At 28.3% G+C, this 23,533-nt stretch carries 24 protein-coding genes; 6 read left to right on the top strand and 18 right to left on the bottom strand.

The features are described 5' to 3' along the window. Nucleotides 1–186 precede the first annotated feature (186 nt). The 3 genes from ACFOWD_RS04625 to ACFOWD_RS04615 are packed head-to-tail and all read left to right on the top strand — an operon-like array spanning nucleotide 187 to nucleotide 2,586. Nucleotides 187–1,371, top strand: coding sequence for a peptidogalycan biosysnthesis protein (locus ACFOWD_RS04625; RefSeq protein WP_377408508.1), 1,185 nt, complete (start codon nucleotides 187–189; stop codon nucleotides 1,369–1,371). Then, nucleotides 1,364–2,230, top strand: a complete 867-nt coding sequence (locus ACFOWD_RS04620) for an acyl-CoA thioesterase (RefSeq protein WP_298991284.1) — start codon at nucleotides 1,364–1,366, stop codon at nucleotides 2,228–2,230. The genes ACFOWD_RS04625 and ACFOWD_RS04620 overlap by 8 nt, the downstream gene beginning before the upstream one ends. A gap of 11 nt (nucleotides 2,231–2,241) precedes the next feature. After that, nucleotides 2,242–2,586, top strand: a complete 345-nt coding sequence (locus tag ACFOWD_RS04615; RefSeq protein WP_298991282.1) for an SdpI family protein — start codon at nucleotides 2,242–2,244, stop codon at nucleotides 2,584–2,586. A gap of 14 nt (nucleotides 2,587–2,600) precedes the next feature. On the opposite strand, the gene ACFOWD_RS04610 is transcribed toward ACFOWD_RS04615, so the two are convergent. From ACFOWD_RS04610 to porZ, 3 genes are read right to left on the bottom strand one after another with little or no spacing between them, the layout of a single operon-like run. Beyond that, nucleotides 2,601–5,090 carry a TonB-dependent receptor plug domain-containing protein gene (locus tag ACFOWD_RS04610; RefSeq protein ID WP_377408505.1) on the bottom strand — a complete coding sequence of 830 codons (2,490 nt, stop codon included), beginning with the start codon at nucleotides 5,088–5,090 and terminating at the stop codon, nucleotides 2,601–2,603. Then, nucleotides 5,090–5,812, bottom strand: a complete 723-nt coding sequence (gene recO, locus ACFOWD_RS04605; protein ID WP_298991277.1) for a DNA repair protein RecO — start codon at nucleotides 5,810–5,812, stop codon at nucleotides 5,090–5,092. Before recO ends, ACFOWD_RS04610 begins: the two co-directional genes overlap by 1 nt. Beyond that, complete coding sequence (porZ, locus tag ACFOWD_RS04600; RefSeq protein WP_377408503.1) at nucleotides 5,812–8,136, bottom strand: type IX secretion system anionic LPS delivery protein PorZ; 2,325 nt, start codon at nucleotides 8,134–8,136, stop codon at nucleotides 5,812–5,814. The genes recO and porZ overlap by 1 nt, the downstream gene beginning before the upstream one ends. Before the next feature lie 98 nt (nucleotides 8,137–8,234). Here porZ and ACFOWD_RS04595 point away from each other — a divergent pair, with 98 nt between their 5' ends. After that, the gene (locus ACFOWD_RS04595) at nucleotides 8,235–9,212 is read left to right on the top strand and encodes a class I SAM-dependent methyltransferase (protein WP_377408501.1); all 978 of its coding nucleotides are present in this window, start codon (nucleotides 8,235–8,237) and stop codon (nucleotides 9,210–9,212) included. Next, nucleotides 9,213–9,683, top strand: a complete 471-nt coding sequence (locus ACFOWD_RS04590; RefSeq protein WP_377408499.1) for a CYTH domain-containing protein — start codon at nucleotides 9,213–9,215, stop codon at nucleotides 9,681–9,683. A 1-nt stretch (nucleotide 9,684) separates the two neighbouring features. On the opposite strand, the gene trhA is transcribed toward ACFOWD_RS04590, so the two are convergent. Beyond that, nucleotides 9,685–10,323, bottom strand: a complete 639-nt coding sequence (gene trhA / locus ACFOWD_RS04585) for a PAQR family membrane homeostasis protein TrhA (protein ID WP_377408497.1) — start codon at nucleotides 10,321–10,323, stop codon at nucleotides 9,685–9,687. After that, nucleotides 10,292–11,008: a lysophospholipid acyltransferase family protein gene (locus ACFOWD_RS04580; RefSeq protein WP_298991267.1), complete on the bottom strand. Its 717-nt coding sequence runs from the start codon at nucleotides 11,006–11,008 to the stop codon at nucleotides 10,292–10,294. The genes trhA and ACFOWD_RS04580 overlap by 32 nt, the downstream gene beginning before the upstream one ends. 200 nt (nucleotides 11,009–11,208) lie before the next feature. Between ACFOWD_RS04580 and trpS the strand changes: the two genes are divergently transcribed. Next, entirely contained in the window at nucleotides 11,209–12,177 is a 969-nt protein-coding gene (gene trpS, locus ACFOWD_RS04575) for a tryptophan--tRNA ligase (protein WP_377408495.1), read from the top strand. A 55-nt stretch (nucleotides 12,178–12,232) separates the two neighbouring features. Here the strand turns inward: trpS and ACFOWD_RS04570 are convergent, their stop codons facing one another. From ACFOWD_RS04570 to trhO, 13 genes are all read right to left on the bottom strand, one after another. Further along, nucleotides 12,233–12,730, bottom strand: coding sequence for a DUF1761 domain-containing protein (locus ACFOWD_RS04570; RefSeq protein ID WP_377408493.1), 498 nt, complete (start codon nucleotides 12,728–12,730; stop codon nucleotides 12,233–12,235). A 116-nt stretch (nucleotides 12,731–12,846) separates the two neighbouring features. Continuing rightward, nucleotides 12,847–13,827, bottom strand: coding sequence for a DUF4837 family protein (locus ACFOWD_RS04565; RefSeq protein WP_377408491.1), 981 nt, complete (start codon nucleotides 13,825–13,827; stop codon nucleotides 12,847–12,849). Between the two features lie 4 nt (nucleotides 13,828–13,831). Further along, a complete protein-coding gene (locus tag ACFOWD_RS04560) occupies nucleotides 13,832–14,407 on the bottom strand; it encodes a LysM peptidoglycan-binding domain-containing protein (RefSeq protein WP_377408489.1) in 576 nt (191 codons plus the stop codon). Continuing rightward, a complete protein-coding gene (locus ACFOWD_RS04555) occupies nucleotides 14,370–15,362 on the bottom strand; it encodes a lytic transglycosylase domain-containing protein (protein WP_377408487.1) in 993 nt (330 codons plus the stop codon). Before ACFOWD_RS04555 ends, ACFOWD_RS04560 begins: the two co-directional genes overlap by 38 nt. Nucleotides 15,363–15,364: 2 nt before the next feature. After that, complete coding sequence (locus ACFOWD_RS04550; RefSeq protein ID WP_377408485.1) at nucleotides 15,365–16,126, bottom strand: exodeoxyribonuclease III; 762 nt, start codon at nucleotides 16,124–16,126, stop codon at nucleotides 15,365–15,367. Beyond that, nucleotides 16,127–16,351, bottom strand: coding sequence for a hypothetical protein (locus tag ACFOWD_RS04545; RefSeq protein ID WP_298991252.1), 225 nt, complete (start codon nucleotides 16,349–16,351; stop codon nucleotides 16,127–16,129). It abuts the gene before it with no gap. A 9-nt stretch (nucleotides 16,352–16,360) separates the two neighbouring features. After that, complete coding sequence (locus tag ACFOWD_RS04540; protein ID WP_377408483.1) at nucleotides 16,361–16,591, bottom strand: hypothetical protein; 231 nt, start codon at nucleotides 16,589–16,591, stop codon at nucleotides 16,361–16,363. Then, nucleotides 16,592–17,248: a 3-oxoacid CoA-transferase subunit B gene (locus ACFOWD_RS04535; protein WP_377408481.1), complete on the bottom strand. Its 657-nt coding sequence runs from the start codon at nucleotides 17,246–17,248 to the stop codon at nucleotides 16,592–16,594. A 2-nt stretch (nucleotides 17,249–17,250) separates the two neighbouring features. Next, entirely contained in the window at nucleotides 17,251–17,952 is a 702-nt protein-coding gene (locus ACFOWD_RS04530) for a CoA transferase subunit A (RefSeq protein WP_377408479.1), read from the bottom strand. 9 nt (nucleotides 17,953–17,961) lie between these two features. After that, entirely contained in the window at nucleotides 17,962–20,247 is a 2,286-nt protein-coding gene (locus ACFOWD_RS04525; RefSeq protein ID WP_377408477.1) for a transglycosylase domain-containing protein, read from the bottom strand. A 3-nt stretch (nucleotides 20,248–20,250) separates the two neighbouring features. Continuing rightward, nucleotides 20,251–20,745, bottom strand: a complete 495-nt coding sequence (locus tag ACFOWD_RS04520; protein ID WP_377408475.1) for a gliding motility lipoprotein GldH — start codon at nucleotides 20,743–20,745, stop codon at nucleotides 20,251–20,253. Beyond that, nucleotides 20,720–22,060 carry a PSP1 domain-containing protein gene (locus ACFOWD_RS04515; protein ID WP_377408473.1) on the bottom strand — a complete coding sequence of 447 codons (1,341 nt, stop codon included), beginning with the start codon at nucleotides 22,058–22,060 and terminating at the stop codon, nucleotides 20,720–20,722. Before ACFOWD_RS04515 ends, ACFOWD_RS04520 begins: the two co-directional genes overlap by 26 nt. Before the next feature lie 318 nt (nucleotides 22,061–22,378). Beyond that, nucleotides 22,379–23,410 carry an oxygen-dependent tRNA uridine(34) hydroxylase TrhO gene (gene trhO / locus ACFOWD_RS04510; protein WP_298991239.1) on the bottom strand — a complete coding sequence of 344 codons (1,032 nt, stop codon included), beginning with the start codon at nucleotides 23,408–23,410 and terminating at the stop codon, nucleotides 22,379–22,381. Nucleotides 23,411–23,533 lie beyond the last annotated feature (123 nt).

Here is a 23,533-nt window from a genome sequence, read left to right as displayed (position 1 = left end):
ATAATACCTTTAAGTTTATTTTGGTAACGGATTTTTATAAGACACAAAGATACTTTTAACATTTTCAAATGACTTTTTTATGTGACATTACTTTGTTAAAGAAAAGTTATAATTAACATTTTAAATATCCTTTTTTAATAAATGCGTAATTTTACGTTTGATTAAAACAAAATCATTAAAAATCTATTGAATTTCTCTTCTAATTCAAATACAGCATTATTTTTTTCTTCTATTGATGAAATTTCTAACGAAATTTGGACTCAATTAGAGTGTGAAAATAATTTATATTTTCATAGAGATTTTTTAAAATCAATAGAAATAAATCATTCTGAAATTAATTTTTACTATATAGTTTTAGTAGATAATTCTAATAAACCAATTGCTTTAGCTTCAATTCAAATAGTAGATTTTTACTTAGATACAGTAAAAACTAATTTTGAAGATTTTATAAGAAAAATAAAAAATCTATTAAGAAAACTATACATATTACCAAATAAAAAAGCTTTAAAACTGCTTATATCTGGTAATACATTTGTAAGTGGTGAGCATGGTATTTTTATAACTCATAATCAAGATAAAAAACAAGTTATTAAAAACCTTGCTAAAGCTATTTTACATTTCGTAAACTCAAATAATAGTATAAATATTGACGCCTTTTTACTAAAAGATTTTGTAAATGAATCTTTATTTATAACAGATGAATTAAAGAACTACAACTACCATCCATTTTCTGTAGAACCAAATATGATTTTAGAAATAAATGAAGATTGGATCTCTTTTGAAGATTACTTAAATGCAATAAAAACTAAATTTAGAGTAAAAGCAAAAAAAGCATTACAATTAAGTAAAGACATTATTATTAAAGAAGTTAACGATCATAACATTGAGAATAAATTACCTCAAATGACTTCTCTTTATAAGAAAGTTGTAAATAATGCAGATTTTAATTTGAGCCATTTTAATCTAGAAAGTTATAAAACATTAAAAAGTGCTTTTGGTGAAAAATATATTCTTAAAACCTATGAGTTAGATGGTAAAATTGTTGGTTTTATGTCTGGCATGATTAATCAAAACTCTCTAGATGCACATTTTGTAGGTTTAGATTATAGTTTAAATAGACAATATGCTATTTATCAAAGAATGTTGTATGACTATATTCAAATTGCTATTGCAAAAAAAATAAAAACTTTAAATTTTGGAAGAACTGCAAGTGAAATTAAAAGTTCTGTTGGGGCAAAACCTCAAGATTTAACAATGTATTTAAGACATAAAAAAGGTATAACAAATAAAATAGTAAAACTGTTTTTACAATACATACAACCATCTCCTTTTAGACAACATTTCCCCTTTAAAAATATCAAAAATGAATAATACTAAAGAACTTATAGCTCTTTTAAATTTAGATAAATTAGATAACCATACATTTTCTGGAACTAGTGTTACTATTGGTAGTGCTATTGTTTTCGGAGGTCAAGTACTTGCACAAGCTATTAATGCAGCTTATAGAACAGTTCCAGAAAATAGATTTCTGCACTCTTTACATTCTTATTTTTTAGAAGCTGGTGATTTAACTTTACCCATTCAATATAAGGTAGATGAAATGAGAAATGGTGGTAGTTTTTCTACTAGAAGAGTTACTGCTTCTCAAAACCAAAAAACCATATTTATTTTAGCAGCTTCTTTTCATAAAAAAGAAAAAGGTTTTGAACATCAAACACAAATGGAATCGAATTTAAAACAGCCAGAAGAACTGTTAAGTTGGGTAGATATGGTTGATAAGTTCGGAGCTGTTTTACCTAAATCTATAAAGTCTTTTTTAAGTATTAAAAGACCTGTAGATTTTAAACCTGTAGAAGTTAAAAACCCTTTAAAACCAGAAAATAAAAAACCAATAGAACATATTTGGTTTAAATTAAAAGGAGAGATTCCTGAAATGGATACTGCTTTAAAGCATCAGATTCTTACCTATATTTCTGATTATAATGTTTTAAATGCAGCTTTTAATCCTAATGGAAAAGAATATAGTTTTGCGAATACAATGACTGCTAGTTTAGACCACTCTATGTGGTTTTTTAGAGACTTTGATTTTAATGACTGGATGTTATTTTCTGCAGAATCTCCAAATACATTTGGTGCAAGAGGGTTAGTAAAAGGCAATATTTTTACTAGAGAAGGTAAACTTGTAGCCTCATTTTCTCAAGAAGGATTAATGAGACCAATTAACAAATAAAATATTAAAACATGAATCCATTTATTTACGTATTAACCACAAATGGCGTCTTATTTTTATTGAGTATTATATTTTGGAAATTTCCACCAAAAAAAATAAATAATTTATATGGTTATAGAACTCATAAAACCATGCTAAATCAACAAATTTGGGACTTTGCTAATAAAACTTTTAATGAAGCTTTTGTTAAATACAGTGGTCTATCTTTTTTAGCAAGTTTAGTCTTAGCTAATTTTGCTAAAAGTGAATTAACTTGGCAGCCTATGGTTTTAGTTGCATTATCTATTTTAGTTGCTATTGTAAAAACTGAAAGAGCTATTTCTGAAAATTTTACTGAAGAAGGAAAGAAGAAATAAAAAAGTCTGTAATTTTAAAATGATGCCATAAAAGAAACTGACAAATTTCTACCTGGAGAAGAAACTCCTGAAGCAAATTCGATGTAATGTTCATCAAATATATTATCTAATCTTGCTTGTACAGAAAAATTATCGCTTACAACATATCTTCCATTTACACCTAAAGTAATCCAACTTGGAGATCCATAGAATTTATCAATATCATTTGTTGCATTTTGGTCTACAACAGGAGTTAATTCATGATTATCTATACCTTCAGTAAAATTAAAATCTTCTATATTTTTTTTAGCATTGAATCTAACTACAGAACCTAATTCTATTTTCTCTTTTTTATAATTGATAGAAAACTGGCCAAATAAAGGAGGTATAGAAGACATAGGTTCGTCTGTGTCATAAGTTCTACCCTTTGTATATGTTAAAAATCCTTCTGTATTTAGGGTTTTTGATATTTTACCTAAATAGTTTATTGTGTAACCTAAAACATAAGCAGTTCCTTTATTTTGATTATTAACAGCGTTACCAAAATCACCATCAAACTGTACTTGTTTTATAGAACCATCTGGATTATAAACAAAGTCTCTTTGAATATAATTATCTAATAATGTGTAATAAAAATTACCTCCAATTCTAAACTTTCTATTATTAAAATATTTTTGAATTCCTATTTCTGCATTGTATGCAAATTCTGGAGAAACATGAATATTTGGAATGGTTACATTACCTGCTTTTTCTCTTACTCTACCAATATCATCTATATTTGGAGATCTAAAGCCTGAAGATAATACTCCATTTAACTGCCAATTTGTATTCGGTTTATATACATAACCCAAAGTTGCTGTTATTGCAGAATTATTTCTAGAAATTGATTTGTCTTGAAAGGTTAAAAATGTCTCATCTATCCAAGTTGCGTTTTTATTTATGTTTGTAAATCTTATACCTGTATTTAAAGTAGACTTGCTATTTAAATCTTGTCTATAACCTACATAAATAGCTGATGTTAAAAAATCACTTCCTCCATCAGGATAACGTGATTGTACTTTAAAATCTCCTGAAAAACCATCAATTTCTCCATTAGAAATATTTAAAGTTCGACCATAAGAATTAGACATTACATCATTGTATGCAACTTCAAAACCGTAACTTAAAGTTCTTGTTTTATCTTCTGTTAATGATACAGAAAAATCTCCATTAACACTTAAAATATTTACAGTTTCTTCTCTGTAAGAACGATCTAAACTTCCAAATTTTCTTTGAATTCTACTTTCTTGAACATTTTGATATGCTGTTGTAATTGCACCACTTTCTAACCAATTTTTATTTGGGTTTAATAACAACTGAGAAGAAATTAATAATCTTTTTTGCGGTCCATAATACCATTCTGCAAACTTTAAAGAAGATGGGTCTGAACTATTTGTTAACTCTGTTAAACGATCAAATCTTGGAATGTCTGATGAACTAGAGTATTGTAGGTTTATTTTTAGATCAGTATTTTTAGATAAAGGCACAAAAAACTTTTGAAGCACATCTGTTTGATTATAACCTGTATTTCTTAATAAATTAGGGTCTGCATTTAAGGTAGGATTTGGATTGTAATTACCATTTACATTTTCTGAAAAATAAAATACTTTACCCCAATCTTTAAAACCATGTCTTCTGTTTTTACCTGCCATTAAATCTCCAAAATCTGAATATGATATGCTTGTAAATGAAGCCCAATTTGCAAAGCTAATTTCTGCAGAAACATTGGTTGTTATTTCTTGATTTACTGTTGAAAATCTAGAAAAAAATTGACTTGTAACTTTTTTTTCTTCAGATAATTTAGGCGTTTTTGTGTAGTAATGAACTACGCCACCTAAAGCATCAGAACCATATATTACAGAAGAAGGTCCAAAAATAACTTCTGTTTTATCTAGTAAATTAGGAGATAATGTGATTGAGTTTTGCAGATGTCCTTTTCTGTAAATTGCATTATTCATTCTAACACCATCTACCACTAAAAGCACTCTGTTAGATTCCATTCCTCTAATTACAGGGCTACCTCCACCAAATTGTGATTTTTGAACTTTGATACCTGGTATTGTAGCCAATAAATCTGCTGAAGTTTGTGGAGATACTTTTTGAATATCTTTTAGAGAAACAACAGCAATTTGTTCTGCTATTCTTTTTCTTTTTTCTGCTTTTTTAAATGATGAGATTATAATTTCATCTAACTGTTCTGACTGTTTAGATAAGTAAACTATAAAATCTTGCTTTCTTAATTTCGCCTTTGTAATACTAAAAATAGCATAAGATAAATGAGAAAAATATATTGTTTCACTTTCTTTTATAGAACTAATGTCTACAAAGCCATCATTATTAGAGGTTAAAGAAATGGAGTTGCTATCATTAAAAACAGTTACATTTCTAATGCTTTTTCCTGTTTCTTTATCTAAAATTTTAACGTTTTGACTTAAAGAAATACTATACACAAAACATAAAAAAACAAAAACACTGTACCTCATCATCAACTAAAAATGGTTTCTAAAACTTGTAAAGAATTCGGATTTTTAAAATTGCCCAAATGTAATTTAAAATATTCAATAATAATTTTTAAAACTAGTTGTCTTTCATTTTTACTGAAAGTAACTTTTTCTATACTATCAAAATTTATGCCTAACAGCTTTTTAAATTGATAAAGTTCATTATCTGAAATACTATTTTTATAATAATCTTGAGAAGTAAAATTGCCTTCTAAGAGGTTAAAATATTTACTATCTGTATTTGACACATCAGGATAGAAACCAAGAAAATTAGTTAAATTTAAAAGAAATAATAAATGAAAGTTTGCAATTTTATCATGTACATCTAACCAATTAAGACCGCTTTCTAAATAATTATATAATGGAATGTTTTGTTCTTCTTCTTTAATTGCACTAGTTAGCATTTCTGATAAAAACAAGACTACAGATTGCTTAACAATATCTGCGTAGATGGTTTTGTAAGGATGTATTACATGCACTTCTTTTAAGTGATGTAAATTCGATTTTTGATGATGATTTGCTGTTAAAGAAAGTTGATTTAAAGGTTGAAAATAAGCGGCTTTTATATTTCTTTTTTTTGAAGATAAAACACCTTTAATTAAATAAGATTTTAATCCCTCTTGTTCTGTAAAACATTTAACAATTAAACTTGTTTCACCATATTTTAGTGAGCTTAATACAATAGCTTTTGTAGTAATAATTGACATTAATTTACAATCGCAATTTTTGTGGTTGATGTTTCAGAAGAATCTTCATTAGTAAGTAAAACAATATAAACTCCAGAAGCTACAGATCTACCAGCAAGATTTTTTTTATTCCAAACCACTTTACCACCTTGTAATTCTTGTCCTTCAATTACATTTGTTTCATAAACCAAATTACCAGCAACATCAAGAATTTTTACGTTTGTTCCTTTAGGTAAAGTTGTTCCATTTCTTCCTGTAATTGTAACTGTTGCATGGTTTTTTAAAGCAGGATTTGGATAAGCATAAACTTCTCCTAAAGTGTCTCCAAAAGGTGCAACATTACTATTATAAGCAACAATACCTTTATCTGTAGCAAAATATACTTTGCCAGAACTATCATCAACTTTAATTTTTAATACTCTATTGGAAGGTAAAGGAGAATTTTCTTTACTAAAATTAGCTATTGTTCTTAACCCAGAAGGATTTGTATAAATAACTCCTCCAGAATCTGTCCCAAACCATTTATTATCTGCTCCATCAATTTCTATAGAATTTACATTTTGGTCTCCTAAAAGTCTTTCTCCAATTCCGTTTTCTTCTATAATTATAGGTTGGGCATTTACAACATCAGAAGTAAAAATACTTGATGCATTTCTAAAAACGACCATTCCACTTCTTGTACCTAACCAAACTCTATTACTTCTATCTATTGCAACTGTTTTTACATTTGCATCTGGCAAATTACCTAAATTGGGTGTAGCTATTAAAGATTTTGCTGTATTAGCTCTTTCATTAAAAGCTAAAACTCCATTTCCTCTAGTACCAAACCAAACATTCCCAGATCTATCTAATTCTATTTCGCTTAAACCAAATGCATTTCTAGTTTTTGCAGCAGAAACATCATAACTTGTCCATTGACCAGAAGCACTTAACTTTTTTAATTCGTTTGGCACACCAATATTTGTTACCCACAAATTACCTTCGTTATCAAAGACAGTTCCACTAATTCTTAATGTAACTCTATTAGGATCATTAGCCTCTATATCTTGTAAGGGACTATTTAATTGATTGTAAAATGTTTTTATAACATCATTCTCTACTTCTAATAAACCTCCTGTTAAGGTACTGTTTACATCTCTTGTGTCACCAAAAGAGCTTAAAAAAACTCTATTCTCTGCATTTGGATCTATAGAAATGTAATTTAAATCCGTTAAAGGAAATGTTGGGTCATATCTTGTGTTAATCCAGTTTTCTCCATTAAAATGACTAAATCCCTTTCTAATAAAATTAGGCCCATAAACTACACTATAACCACCATAAACCACCCATAAATTACTATTTAAAACATCTATGTTAAAAGCTTCATTAAAAAGAGGTCCTTCTGGATGTATTTCTTGATAAGGGTTTACTATATTATCTGATATTAAAACACCATATTCTGATGTTGCAAGATATATTGTATTATTCTCATATATAGCTTTTGATAGTGTAAAATCAAAATCTGTTGTAGTATTAAATTCTACTGTTTGATTTAAACCTGCATCTAAAACAATCGCTTTTTTATTAAGAGATACAGTTAAACTATTTGTTGTTGCGTCTATATTTGTAATACTTTCAAAAAAATTTCTTTGCTGATTTAACAATCCATTTTCATATTGATATAGAATAGTATTTTCTGTTAGGTAAATCTGATGATTAAAACTTTCTATGTTGCTAAAGTTTCTTCCAGAAAATTCTTGAGTCCAATTATTAAAATCAATTAAAAGATTGCTTGTTACATCTGCAGTAAAAAGACCATCTTCTGTTGCAGCATAAATTTTACTATCTTGAATAACAGTTTTGTTTATGGCTAATGATAATGAGCCATTGCCAATAAAGAAAGTGTCTCCAAATTCTAGTTTCTCAATATCATATTCTACAATGGCAAATGGAGTTGATAAATAAAGTGTATTTCCAGATTCAGAAATATGATTTATACTTTTATTACTAGATTGGTTAAAGTTAATAATATCAGAAGAAATGGTAATTGAACTATCATCATCTATAACCTCTACTAAACCATTTTCATAACCTATAACTAATCTTTTAAATGTGTTATTATAATGAATACTTGATGTTGTTTCTCCAGATAAACCTTGAATAGATGAAAATTTACTAATTTCTGAAGTTGACTCATTGTAGGTAAAAACAGCATTGTCTGCTAAAGCATAAATAATATTATCTACTTTTACAAAGTCTTTAACGTTGTTGTAAGAGAAAAAATCTTCCCAAGAATCACTATAATCAACTTGAGAATAGATGTTTATTAAATTAAAAAAAAAGAAAAGAAAAAGTATTTTTTTCATGTTAATTTATATACATCAAATATATTATTTATTTATGATAAAACGACTAATAACGTATCTTAGTGCACCTGTAAATAACTGTTTTAAAATAAAATTTAATGCCATTCATAACTTTAGATGATTTTATAGATACTTATTTTAAAGTTGTACAAAGAGGAAATGGTTTTTTCTTATCAAAACTAACTTTTAATAAAGAGAAAAGAACAAAAAGTGCATTTAATAATAGTTCTTTTCAATCATCAAACTTCTGGTCTATTCCTAAAGTAAAAGAAAGGTGGAACACCTTAATTACTGGAGATAAAAAACAAGATTATATAAGTTACTTAATCAATACTACTTTAAAATATAAAAAAGATTTAAAACTACTTTCTATTGGTTCTGGTATTTCTAATACTGAAATAGAGCTAGCAAAAAACACCCACATTTTTAAAAAAATCACCTGTTTAGATATCGCTGAAAATCTTCTTGAAAAAGCTTCTACATCTGCAAAAAAACAAAACCTAACAAATATTGAATTTATTGCAAAAAGCATTTATGATATTCATTTTAAAGAGCAAGAATTTGATGTTGTTTTTTTTAAAGCATCATTGCATCATTTTGATAAAATTGATTCATTTTTAGCTAACAGAATAAAACCACTTATAAAACCTAATGGTTTGTTAATCATTAACGAATTTGTTGGTGCAACTAGACATCAATTTTCTAAAAATCAAATTGCAGCAATTAATAAAGCTATAGCATTAATACCTAAAAAATATAGAGTAAGATTTAAAAGTAGGTTTCTAAAAAATAAATATAGAGGTGTAGGAACGTTAAGAATGATAATTGCAGATCCATCAGAATGTGTAGATTCTTCAAGCATAATGCCATCAATTCATAAACATTTTAATACAGTTTTAGAAAAACCTTATGGTGGTAATTTATTAATGAGTGCATTTAGAGATATATCTCATCATTTTTATGAAGTTAATAAAGAAAAGCAGCAAATTTTAGAAGAAATTTTTCTTCTCGAAGATGAATTTTTAAAACATAACCCATCAGATTTTGTATTTGGTATTTATCAAAATAACAATTAAATGAATATAGAAATAGAAAGAAAGTTTTTAGTAAAAAACAAAGATTTTAAAAACCTAAGCTATAAAGAAGAAGTATTTAAACAAGGTTATTTAAATTCTGATAAAACAAGAAATGTAAGAATTAGAGTTACTAATGATAAAGCTTTTTTAACAATAAAAGGGGCATCTAATGCTTCTGGAACCACTCGTTTTGAATGGGAAAAAGAAATAAATAGACAAGAAGCAGAACAATTACTTTTATTGTGTGAACCTATTATTATTGAGAAAAAAAGGTATTATATTAAAAATGATGATTTAATTTTTGAGGTTGATGAGTTTTATGCTGATAACCAAGGATTAATTCTTGCTGAAATTGAATTAAATAGTGAACATCAAAAATTTAAAAAACCAGATTGGTTAGGCAAAGAAGTTACTGGAAATAAAGAATATTATAATTCATACCTCAGTAAAAATCCTTTTAAAAATTGGTAATTTATAAATTGTAAATTGCTAAAAAATGGCTCAAACTACCTAAAAGAACAAATATGTGAAATATAGCATGGTTGTAAGGTAATTTTTTTATTGAATATAATATTGCACCTACAGAATAAAAAATTCCACCAGCAAACAAAAACTGTAATCCTTCTGAAGTTAAACTTGCCATTAATGGTTTTATAAAGATAACCACTTGCCAACCCATAAGTAAATAAAGAGCTGTTGAAAGTTTATCAAATTTACCTGTGTAAAATAATTTTAAGATTACCCCAGCTAATGCAAATAACCAGACAAAAACAAACATATACCAACCTAAACTTGAGTCTAATGCTACCAAACAGAAAGGCGAATAACTACCTGCTATTAAAACATAAATTGCTGCATGATCAAAAATATTTAATCTTCTTCTTCTTTTTGGGTTTTTTGCTGCATGATAAAATGTAGATGCAGCATATAGAATAATCATACTTAAACCATAAATAATAAAGCTTAATGGTTTCCAAAAACCAGTAAAATTAAAACTTTTTAAAATTAAAAATGGTAATGCTACAATACTCAATAAAAATCCTAATCCATGAGAAAGAATATTTAATGTTTCTTCTTTTTTAGGATAAAGGTGATTTAAATTCTCTTTCATTATTAGGTCTATTTGTATCTTTCATATACTTTTTGTCATTTACCAAATCATTGTAAATAATATCAAAAGTTTTTTCTTTTAGTTTTTGCATGTCAGACTGTTCTAAGTCTTTTGTTTGAATAAATTTATGTTGACGAATTCTAAAAACTCCAGGTCCGCCTTTAAAAAAATCCCAAGAAAATAAACGTTTACCATCTAAGTAAACTTGTGGCACAATTGGTATTTCATATTCAATAGCTAAAGAAAATGCACCATTTTTAAAAGGGGCCAAAATTACATTTTCTGTTGGTACTAATCCTTCAGGAAAAATAGCCATACTTACTCCATTTTGTAATCTTTTTTTAGCCATTTCATAAACTCTTTTTCTACTTTTTGGACTACTTCTATCTACCATAATTACCACTCTTTTGTAGAAAAACCCAAAAATCGGAATTTTTACAAACTCTTGTTTACCAACAAAAACTATTGGGTTTTTACTTAAAGCAATCAGCACAAACGGATCCATTAACGAAGCATGATTTGGACAAAACATGTAGCTTTTATTTCTATCTAAAACTTCATCAGCTTGTATCTTAAGACGAAATCCCATCCCATAAATTAGCACTTTTGCCCAAAGTCTAACCATTTTCCAAAATGTAGGGTAATATTCTTCTTTTGACGTTAATACTAATAAAAAAGGTACCATAATAATAATGGTAATAAAAATGAGTATGTAAAACCATACTCTCCAAATTAGTAAAAAAGGTATTTTCAAAAATTTCATAAACACCAAAAATACTAATATTCTTTTGTTTGATGGATTTTCATATACAAAACCTTATTTTTGTGCTTTTAGAGATTTTTCATCAATCTCAATCTTGTAAAAATTGATAAAATAAAAAATTAATGTCAAGAATTTTAACAGGTGTACAAAGTACTGGAACACCTCATTTAGGAAATTTATTAGGAGCCATTTTGCCAGCAATAGAAATGGCAAATGATCCTAAAAATGAATCTTTTTTATTTATTGCAGACATGCATTCTTTAACACAAATTAAAGATGGAGATGTCTTAAGAGAAAACACTTACAGTACTGCTGCAACTTGGCTTGCTTGTGGTTTAGACATCAATAAAACTGTTTTTTATAAGCAAAGTGATATACCTCAAGTTACAGAATTGTCTTGGTATTTAAGCTGTTTTTTTCCTTATCAAAGATTAACTTTAGCACATAGTTTTAAAGATAAAGCAGACAGATTAGCAGATGTAAATTCTGGTTTATTTACTTACCCAATGTTAATGGCAGCAGATATTTTATTGTATGATGCTGAGATTGTACCAGTAGGTAAAGATCAATTACAGCATTTAGAAATGACAAGAGATGTTGCAAATAGATTTAATAATATAGTAGGTGATACACTTATTGCTCCACAAGCAAAAATTCAAGAACATACTAAATTAGTTCCTGGTATTGATGGAGAAAAAATGAGTAAGTCTAGAGACAATATCATAAATATTTTTTTAGCAGATAAAAAATTAAGAAAGCAAATAATGAGTATTAAAACAGATAGTACTCCTTTAGAAGAACCTAAAAATCCTGATACAGATAATGTTTTTGCTTTATATAAATTATTAGCTTCTGATGAACAGATTGTTGAGATGCGTGCAAATTATGAAGGTGGGAATTATGGATATGGACACGCAAAACAAGCTTTATACGAATTGATTATTGATACCTTTTCTGAGGTAAGAGCTAAGTATCATCATTACATGGAAAATAAACATGAAATTGATGAAGCACTTGCAGTTGGAGCAGAAAAAGCAAGTAAAGTTGCTAATGATGTACTGCAAAGAGTAAGACAAAAAATAGGATATTAATAAATAAAAAAGCTTCACAAATGTGAAGCTTTTTTATTATTGTTATAGTTGGTTTTTATAACCATTGACAAATAATACCTCCCATTATTGCTAGAGTTACTATCCAATAACCAGCATTAATTGCTATATATTTAAAAGATTTTCTTTCAAACATTGCTATAATTGACAAGATTGGTAAAACAAAAAATAACCCAGACATAACACCATGAATAACTCCATGTTGAAATGTTCTAAATCGATCTCCATAAGTAGCAATAAAATCTTGAAAATAAGCAAAAGCTGTCCCTGTTTCTTCATTAAACCCAGGTTCATTAATTAGTGTTTGAAAAACACCCATTTGATGGATTACAATGAACTGTAAAAAGAAGGCCAATAAAAGACTAAAAATATAGCTTAAAATAAAAACCTTAGCCATATTAGTTCCTTCTAAGGATTCTTTTGTAAAACCCATTTCATTCATCCAAGCATTGCCAAATAAAGGACCATACCAGACAAAACCTATTAACATAGGTACAATTGCTGCAATAAAAAGAATGTAAATATTCATTTCCATAATAAAAAAGTTTATTGATTGATACTCAAATATATGAAAATAAATTCATGAAATTTATAACACAAAAAAAGCCTGAGCTTTTAATACTCAGACTTTTAATATTATTTTGATGTTTTTTATTTTATTTTTAAAGACTTTGCTATAGCTTCTAGCTCAAAAAGAAAAGCCCTTTTACTTACAGAAGGTGCATAAGTAAAACCTTCTACAACTATTAGTCTATTTTTTTCTTCATCAAAAACAGTATAGTTAACAAAAGGACCAGCCATAAAATCTCCTTTTACTTCCCATTTTCCACGAGTTTCATAGGCTTTTTTACCATCAACAACAGCATCAAAAGTAAAAGGTGTATAAGCCTCTTCTGTAATCATATACATACCTTCTTTATAACCAGGAATGTATTTTTTACCAATTTTATTCCTATTTACAACAATACTATCTGCAACTTGTAATCCATCTTCTAAAGGCAAAGAATATACCAAAATATTGTTACTTCCAGATTTTGCAATACCACTTGTTAAGTGATTTCTAAGCCATAAAAAATCTCCTGTATCATCTACTGTATTAAACTTATTTGGTATGGTTAATGAAATACCTAAATTTTGTAGTGTTTTATATTTAGAATCATCTAATTTATTTTTTGCAAAAATACTTTGAGTAAAAGCTATATCTGAATCTAAAAATATTCTCTTTATTTTCTCTTTATTTTTGTTGAAAATATTAATAATTGCTTCGTCGTTTTTTGCTTGTAGATATACAATAGTTTGTGGTTGTGCATACACATTTTTCTTAACAGAAATCCCTTCTTGTTCACCTTCTAAAACCATTAATATATTTCTACTAGATTTCATCATAGAACTAAAGCCATTAGGTGCAACTTGAGATACAGATAAAATTGGTTCTGGTTGAGGTAAACCAACTTGAAGCTCTCCAAAGGTATTTCTAATTTCTTGACCAACATCTCCTGTCCAATCACTAATTTTAGCAACAACCATTACTTTATTAATTTTTCCAATAGAGTCTCTAAGAATCATTTTGTCATTTCCAACACAAGAAATTAATAAAACTGTAGCAAAAAATACTAGGATAATTTTTTTCATGAGGTTAACTTTTATAAATTTTAAGTTTAGTTCCAGGTTTTAAACCTTTAGCACTCCAAATATTGTTCCATTTTTTAATATCATCTGCAGAAATTCCTTTAAATTTTTGTGCAATGGTCCAAAGCGAGTCTCCTTCCTTTACAATATAAACATCATATTTTCCAGATTTCTTTTTGCTGCTGCTAACAATATTCTCTTTCTTAGCCTTAGGTTTTGCAATATCTCTTGGAATTCTTTTTGGATAAATATACAATCGTTGACCTATTTTTAAACTACTTGTTTTTAAGCGATTCCATCTTTTTATATCACTTACTCTAACTCCATATTTATTTGCAATTTTACCTAAATAATCTCCACTTCTTACTTTATAACGAACGCGTTTGTCCATCTCAAAATATTTAGGCAAAGGTTTTTCTCTTTTCGCATCATCTGCTTCTGCTAAAGCATATAATTCTTTCTCCTTATTTAAAAACTCAATAACTTTACTTGTGGGTAATCTTAAGGCGTATTTTCTGTCTTTTATAAAAGGTATAATATCTAATTTATAAGAAGGATTTAAAAATGTTAAAACCTCTTTCATCAACATTTATGATTTCTGATATTTGATCAAAAGAAATGGTTCTTTTAACTTGAATAGTATCTGTCTGGAAATCGAAAAATTTTGGTAAATCTGAATAAATTTTATGCTCCTCTGAATATTCAAAAATATACATTGTTGCATAAAAAGCAGGCACATAACCAGCTGTTTCTCTTGGTAAAAAAGGGCGAATATTCCAATAGTTTTTGTAACCTCCAGATCTTTTTATAGCTTTAGTAACGTTACCAGGACCAGAGTTATAAGCTGCTAAAGCCAAATCCCAATCTCCAAATATTTTATACAATTGACTTAAATATTTACAAGCAGCTATTGTAGATTTTAAAGGATCGTATCTTTCATCTACGTAAGAACTTACTTTTAAATCAAATTGTTTTCCTGTACCATACATAAATTGCCACATACCAGATGCACCAACTCTAGATCTTGCTCTTGGTTTTAAAGCAGATTCTACAATGGCAAGATATTTCATTTCTAAAGGAATATCATATTGATCTAGATATTGTTCGAACATTGGAAAATAATACTTAGCCTTAGCCATTAATGCTGGATAATACTTTCTTCTATATTTTAAATAGCTATTAATTACTTTTTCTAATGCAGGATTGTATGCTAGGTTAAAAGGAGTGTTTTCATTTAAAACAGATAGTCGCTGTTTTAATAAATCTGTAGTTAATACCAAATTAGTATTACCTATAATATCTTTATCATCAATAATATATTCTAAAGTATCTAATAATGCTGAACTAAATTTTTCATCAACCAATAAACTATCTATTACTTTTAAGTCTTTATCTGTAAAAAAAGCAGAATCAATAGGTTGTTTTATAGTGTCTTTAGCTATAAATAAAGTATCTTTTTTAGGTATGATTAATGTATCTTTTTTCGTTTGAGAAAAAACTGAAACCGAAAAAAAGAAAAATAATAAAATTTGTTTCATTTTTAAATATCTAATTCCAATGCTATTGGACAATGATCTGAATGTTTGGCTTCAGTTAAAATATAAGCTCTAGCTATTTTATCTTTAAGAGGTTCAGAAACCATTGCATAATCTAACCTCCAACCTTTATTGTTTGCTCTTGCATTGGCTCTATAACTCCACCAAGAAAACTCTTGAACACCTTGATTTAAATATCGATAACTATCTATAAAACCACTATCTATAAAAGAACCTATCCATTGTCTTTCTTCTGGTAAAAAACCAGAAACTCCTTTCATTTTAGGATTATGAATATCTATTTCTTCATGACAAATATTATAATCTCCACAGATAACAAGGTTAGGTATTTCTTGTTTAAGTTGATTGATATACGCTTGAAATTCATCCATATACGTCAACTTAAAATTTAATCGATCTAGATTTGTCCCAGAAGGTAAATACAAACTCATAATAGACACCTCATCAAAATCTACTCGCAAATTTCTACCTTCAAAATCCATAGTTTCGATTCCAGTTCCATATTCTATATGGTTTGGTTTTTCTTTACAAAATATAGCTACAGAAGAATATCCTTTTTTTTGTGCAGAAAACCAGTAATGATAGGGATACCCAGCATTTTCTATTTCTGAAACATCAATTTGTTCTTTATGTGCTTTGGTTTCTTGTATGCAAATTACATCAGGGTTTGCTGCTTGTAACCAATCTAAAAAACCTTTTTTTAAGGCAGCTCTAATTCCGTTTACATTGTAAGATATAATTTTCATTTACTCTAAAATGATAGGTTTTTTAAGAAAAATCCAAGTAACTTGAGTTTTTTCTCCTGTTTGAGTTTTTAATTTTTTTCTTCTTGGAGAAATTACAAAAGCTAAGGTTATAGAAAAAACAGTTCTTAACATGGCGTTTTCAATTCCTGACAAATAAGTAATCAGGTAAATGAAAACGAAAAAAAATACAAAAACTAATCTAGGATATTGTGCGATTTTATTCATTTGATAATGCTATATTTTTCTAATTACAACTTTTTTATAGAATAACCATTTCATTTGTTCTTCTTCACCATCTTGTTTTTGAACTATTTTATATTTTGGAGATAAAATATATGCCAATCCAATATTTATCAGAATTGTATAAAAATTAGGTTCTAACTCTAATACATTATAAGTTATCAAGCCAAATAAAATAATTAAGAGAGGAAATAGAAAAGGAATAATATATTTTAATGTATTCATTTATATTTTCATTTCAGGGATTTCTCCATTAACAATTAATGTACCTTCTGTTGCATTTTGAATTTCTTCAACAGAAACTCCAGGGGCTCTTTCTAAAAGATGAAAAGCATTCTCTCTTATTTCTAAAACTGCTAAGTTTGTGACCACTTTAGTTACACAACCTACACCAGTTAAAGGCAAAGAACATTTTTTTAATAGTTTGCTTTCACCTCTTTTATTGGTATGCATCATAGCAACGATTATATTATCTGCAGAAGCAACTAAATCCATTGCACCACCCATACCTTTTACCATTTTACCAGGAATTTTCCAGTTTGCAATATCACCATTTTCTGCAACTTCCATAGCTCCTAAAATAGTTAGATGTACATGCTTACCACGAATCATAGAAAAACTTGTTGCTGAATCAAAAAAACTAGCACCAGGCATTGTAGTTATTGTCTGTTTACCAGCATTAATAATATCTGCATCTTCTTCTCCATCAAAAGGAAAAGGTCCCATTCCTAAAACTCCGTTTTCACTTTGAAACTCAACTTCTATATCATCTCTAACAAAATTAGCTACTAAAGTAGGAATACCAATTCCTAAGTTTACGTAGTAACCATTTTTTACTTCTTTAGCAATACGTTTTGCAATTCCGTTTTTATCTAAAGCCATACCTAATTTTTTTGTCTTACTGTTCTTTGTTCTATTCTTTTCTCATAGTTTTTACCTTGAAAAATTCTTTGAACAAAAATTCCTGGAATATGAATTTGATTTGGATTTAATTCACCAACAGGAACTAACTCTTCTACTTCTGCAACTGTAATTTTTGCAGCGCCACACATATTAGCATTAAAATTTCTTGCAGTTCCTTTAAACACTAAGTTTCCTGCAGCATCACCTTTCCAAGCTTTAACAAAAGCAAAATCTGCTTTAAAAGCACGTTCTAAAACATACATTTTACCATCAAAATCTCTAGTTTCTTTACCTTCTGCTACTTCTGTTCCAAAACCTGCAGGTGTATAAAAGGCAGGAAAACCAGCTTGAGCTGCTCTACATTTTTCTGCTAAAGTACCTTGTGGTGTTAATTCTACTTCTAATTCTCCTGAAAGCATTTGACGTTCAAACTCATCATTTTCGCCTACATAAGAAGAAATCATTTTTTTGATTTGTTTATTTTGTAAAAGTAAACCTAAACCAAAATCATCTACGCCTGCATTATTAGATATACATGTTACGTCTCTTACATTTAACTTAACTAATTCTGATATTGCATTTTCAGGAATACCACATAAACCAAAGCCTCCTAACATAAAAGTCATTCCGTCTTTTACGCCATTTAAAGCTTCTTCTACATTATTAACTTTCTTATTTATCATTGTGCTTTATTAAAAATCTGTATCAGTATTTTTCTTTGGTATTACTTTTTTATCTTCATCTATAACCTCATCACAGTCAACTTTTATAGTTAAGTTTTCTGGTTTCTCAAAATCTTCTTTACTCACATTTAATGATTTATCCTCATAACATTTTCGCATAAAGATAGCCCAAGAAGGCAAAGACATATTTGCACCTTGACCATAAGTAATACCAGCAAAATGAGTAGCCCTATCCTCTCCACCTGTCCAAACCCCTGTAACTAAATTAGGAACAATACCCATAAACCAACCATCTGATTGATTTTGTGTAGTTCCAGTTTTACCAGCAATTGCATTTGTAAACTTATAAGGAAAACCAGTTGAAGCTTTACCAGAACTTGTAAATGATGATCGTAAACGAATACCTGAACCAGAATCTGCTACACCTTCTAATAACTTTAAAATTACATATGCAGATTCTTCACTAATTACCTCTTTTGTTTTAGGAATAAAGTCTTTTAAAACTGTTCCGTTTTTATCTTCTATTCTTGTAATAATCATTGGTTTTACTCGTAAACCTTTATTAGCAAATGTGCTATAGGCACTTGTCATTTCTAACAATGATAGATCTACTGCACCTAATGCTATAGAAGGGTTTGCTTGAATTTCAGTTTCGATTCCAGCAGATTTTGCTAAACGAACTACATTTTCTGGAGCTACCTGATCTATTAAATTAGCTGTTACCACATTTGTTGAAGTTGCTAATGCATCTTTTAAAGTCATCATTCCTCCATACTTTTCTTGAGAGTTTCTTGGTGTCCATTCTTCTGGTATACCATATTTACCTTTAGGTATTGTATAAGGTGTATTTGGCAACATATCACAAGGTGATTTTCTTAATTGATCTATAGCTGTTGCATATACAAATGGCTTAAATGTTGAACCAACTTGTCTTTTTTGTTGAGCTACAGCATCATATTTAAAATGTTTATTATCTATACCACCTACCCAAGCTTTTATATGACCTGTTTGTGGCTCTATAGAAACTAAACCTGATCTTAAAAAGTGCTTGTAATACTTTATAGAATCCATAGGAGACATAATTGTATCAATATTTCCTCTCCAAGAGAAGACATTCATTTTAGTCTTAGCATTAAAAATACTGTCTATTCTTTTAGAAGAAACACCAGCTATTTTTAGTCTTTTGTAACGTTCTGAATTCTTTTTAGCTCTGGTTAATATTCCTCTTATTTGATCTCTTTCAATGTCATAAAAAGGTGCTGTTCTATTTCTTTTTTGTTCTCTAAAAAAATACGTTTGTAAATTAGCCATATGTTCTTTTACAGCTTCTTCTGCATATTGTTGCATTCTAGAATCTATAGTCACATAAATTTTTAAACCATCTTTAAAAATATCGTATTCCTCACCATTTGGTTTTGGATTTTTCTCTACCCAATTACGCATTATTTTTTGAAGGTGTGTTCTAAAATAAGTAGCATAACCTTCATCATGACTTTCTGGTGTGTAATTAATTTTTAAAGGAAGTAATTGAAGTGAATCTTTCTCAGACTGAGTTAAAAATCTATTTTTTGCCATTTGAGAAAAAACAACATTTCTTCTTCTTCTAGATTTTTCTTTAGATATTTCTCTATTAGGGTTGTACTGCCTTGGGTTTTTTAACATAGCTACCAAAATTGCAGATTCTTGAACGTCTAAATCTTTTGCTTCTTTTCCAAAATAAATTCTTGCTGCAGAACGAATACCTACAGCATTAAAAATAAAATCTTGAGTATTTAAATACATTGCAATGATTTCTTGCTTAGTGTATTGCCTTTCTAATTTAACAGACACTACCCACTCTTTCATTTTCTGACCTATTCTTTTAAAAATATTTCTAGAAGCTCTTTTCGTAAATAAATTTTTAGCTAATTGTTGTGTTATTGTACTAGCACCACCATCTCTTCCTAACTTAATAACGGCTCTTGCAAAACCTTTAAAATCAATTCCAGAATGTTCATAAAAACGTTCATCTTCTGTAGCAACTAAAGCTTGTACTAAGTTTTCTGGTAATTCTTTATACTTAATAGGCGTTCTGTTTTCTGTTGCATATTTACCAATGGTAACACCATCTGCAGAAATAACTTCTGTTGCTAAATTAGTTTGTGGGTTTTCTAATTCTTCAAAAGTGGGTAATGCTCCAAAACCACCTATTGAAGCTGTAAAAAATAAAAGTATTACAACTAATAAACCTCCTAAAATAGTAGCCCAAAACCAAAGGATGTATTTTTTAAAATTTGTTTTTTTCTTTGTTGCCATTTTTTAATTTTCTATTGAAAAACCAACATCTTGAATTCCTTTTAAAGTAGAAATTGGTTCTATTTCTCCTTGTTTTCTCATAGCATGATATATGATAAATTGATATTCTCCTTTAGTTGGAAAAATTTTTGCTTCTTTATAGAATAATTTATTTTCTTTAATATTAGAAAATCCTTTTCCTAAAAAAGCCCCATATTCATCTGTCATTTCATATTGTAAAGTGTCTACAATTTTTGTACCATTTGCAAAATTTAAACTGGTAATTAAATACAAGTTACTAAAGGCATAATCTTTATTATTTCTAACATGAATAAACAGATTTTTAGGCTGTATAGTATCTTTTACAGTAAAATTAAATGTTAATTTCTCATTTGATTTCCAAGTTGAATTTTTTAATGTTTTGTATTCTGTAAACACTAAATTATCTGAACAAGAAACAAGAAACATCAATGAAAAAAAACAAATTAAACCCCTATTTTTCTTGAGAATTATTTCCATTTTTAAATTGATTATTTCTTTTATTTTTAAAATTTCTTCTCCTGTTTTTATTTTTATTTACAGTTTTAGATGCTGATGAATTATCAGTTGATTTTTGATGATTAACTTTTTTTCTAGGCTGTTGTTTTTTATCTTCTTTATTCTCTGAAGAAGCAACAGCAGCTGTGGCTGGTCTTCTTTTTTTGTTTCTATTATTTCTTTTACGTTTTTTAGGTACATCAAACCTTGTTAAACTATCTTGACCTACTGCATCCTCAAAATCGACTTTTTCAGGAATTTCAATATCAGATTCATAATCTTCTAATGAACTCGATTTTTTATTTTGCTTATTTAAAGCGATAATTTCTTGCACTTGGTCTAAAGTTAATCTAAACCATTTTGTACGTTCTTCTTTATAAGTATACCAAAGATATTTTTTAAAAATATCCATTTTTACAAAAGCAGCATCTCCTTTTTCTGTTTTTAAAACAACATCTTGTTTTGGAAAAGGTTTTAATGCATCTAAATAGGTATCTAATTCAAAATTTAAACAACATTTTAACTTTCCACATTGCCCAGCTAATTTTAAAGGATTTAAAGACAATTGCTGATAACGAGCTGCAGCTGTGGTTACTTTTCTAAAATCTGTAAGCCATGTAGAACAACATAATTCTCTTCCACAAGAGCCAACACCTCCAAGTCTTGCTGCTTCTTGTCTTGCACCTACTTGTTTCATTTCTACACGAATTGAAAAAGCACTAGCTAAATCTCTAATCAATTGTCTAAAATCTACTCTTGCATCAGCAGTATAGTAAAAAGTAGCTTTATTTCCATCTCCTTGAAATTCTACATCAGACAATTTCATCTGAAGCCCTAACCTACCTAATATTTCTCTTCCTCTTTTTTGAGTTTCTTCTTCTCTGGCTCTAGCTTGCTGCCAAATATCAATGTCTTTTTGTGTAGCTTTTCTATATATTTTTTTTATGTCTTCGCTATCAATAGGCACATTTCTTTTCTTCATTTGAACTTTTACAAGTTCTCCTGCAAGAGATACAATTCCAATATCATGACCAGGATTACCTTCTACAGCAATTACATCTCCCATAGAAATGGTTAAATTATCTACATTTCTAAAAAAATGTTTTCTACCATTTTTAAATCGTACCTCAAAAATATCGAATCGTTCTTGTCCACTTGGTAATGTCATATTAGACAACCAATCAAAAACAGCTAGTTTTTCGCTACCAGAACCACAGGTTCCTGTACCACAATTTCCATTACTTTTACAACCTCTTGGTACTCCATTTTCTGTTGTACCACAACTTCCACATGCCATATATATTTAGTCTTTAGTTGTTCGTCTTTAGAAGTTAATTAACAGTCTATAGTTTTAACTAAAGTTTTATTTCTGATTATTAAATAGTTGCAATAAAAAACTTCTTTATTGCTTAATAGGTAAATATACACAATATTAAAGAATGAAAAAAGGCTATTTTTAAAACTACCTTACTGTAATGAATGTATCTATTACTCATCAAATATAATTTTAAAAGTGATGCTTTATAAATCTTTTTAGAATTCGCTAGGTTACTTTTAGTATTTGATTATTATAACTAAAAAAGACCTCTTAATGAGGTCTTTTTTATTGGTTTTTTTATTTCTTAAATTTCAGAACTTCACTTCTTCCTTTTTTGAAAATTTTATTGCTATTGCCTTTTCCTTTTCTAAGCTCTTTTTGTTTTTCATAAGGTAAATGAATAATTTCTTGACATTCTGTAGAGCATGTATTTTCCATTTGCTCAGCACAATCATCACATTGTATAAACAATAAATGACAAGCTTCGTTCGCACAATTTGTATGTGTATCACAAGGCTTTCCACATTGATGGCAATTTGCAATAACATCATCTGTAATTTTTTCTGCTCTTCTATGATCAAACACAAAATTCTTACCAATAAATTTATTTTCTATGCCTTCTGTATTTACTTGACGTGTATATTCTATAATACCACCTTCTAACTGAAATACATTTTTAAATCCTTTATGTTTGTAGTAGGCAGAAGCTTTTTCACAACGAATACCTCCTGTACAATACATCAATAAATTCTTATCTTCTTTATGATCTTTTAAATCTTCTTCTATAATATCTAAAGAATCTCTAAATGTATCTACATCTGGAGTAATTGCACCATCAAAATGGCCAATTTCACTTTCATAATGATTTCGCATATCAACACAAACTGTATTTGGGTCTGCTAACATTTCATTAAATGCTGCTGCATTTAAATGTACTCCTTTATTAGTTACGTCAAAAGTTTCATCATTTAAACCATCTGCAACAATTTTATTTCGAACCTTAACTTTAAGTTTTAGGAACGATTTATTGTCTTGCTCAATAGCTACATTTAATCGAATATCCTTTAAGAATGATATACTATCTAATTGCTCTTTAAGAGCATACATGTTTTCTGATGGGACAGATAATTGGGCATTGATACCTTCATAAGAAACATAAATTCTTCCTAGAACATCTAAAGCATTCCATTCTAAAAATAATTTATCTCTAAGTATTTGTGGGTTTTTTATCTGATGATATTGATAAAAAGAAATTGTGATGCGGTCTTTACCAGCCTCATCTATTAATGCAGCGCGTTCTTTTGCGCTTAACTTATTGTACAGTTGCATGCTATACTAATTTTTAAGCTGAACAAAATTCAGTTTTTGTTAATAAATTTTTTGCAAATGTAGTTATTTCTTATAGACTTGCAAGCCACATAAGAACTAGCATTCAATTAAAATTATATCAAT

Origin of the sequence: Polaribacter marinivivus (assembly GCF_042651285.1) — a bacterium.
GTDB lineage: Bacteria > Bacteroidota > Bacteroidia > Flavobacteriales > Flavobacteriaceae > Polaribacter > Polaribacter marinivivus.
The sequence above is the reverse complement of the archived record's forward strand: the minus strand, read 5'-3'. Positions and strand labels throughout refer to the sequence as shown.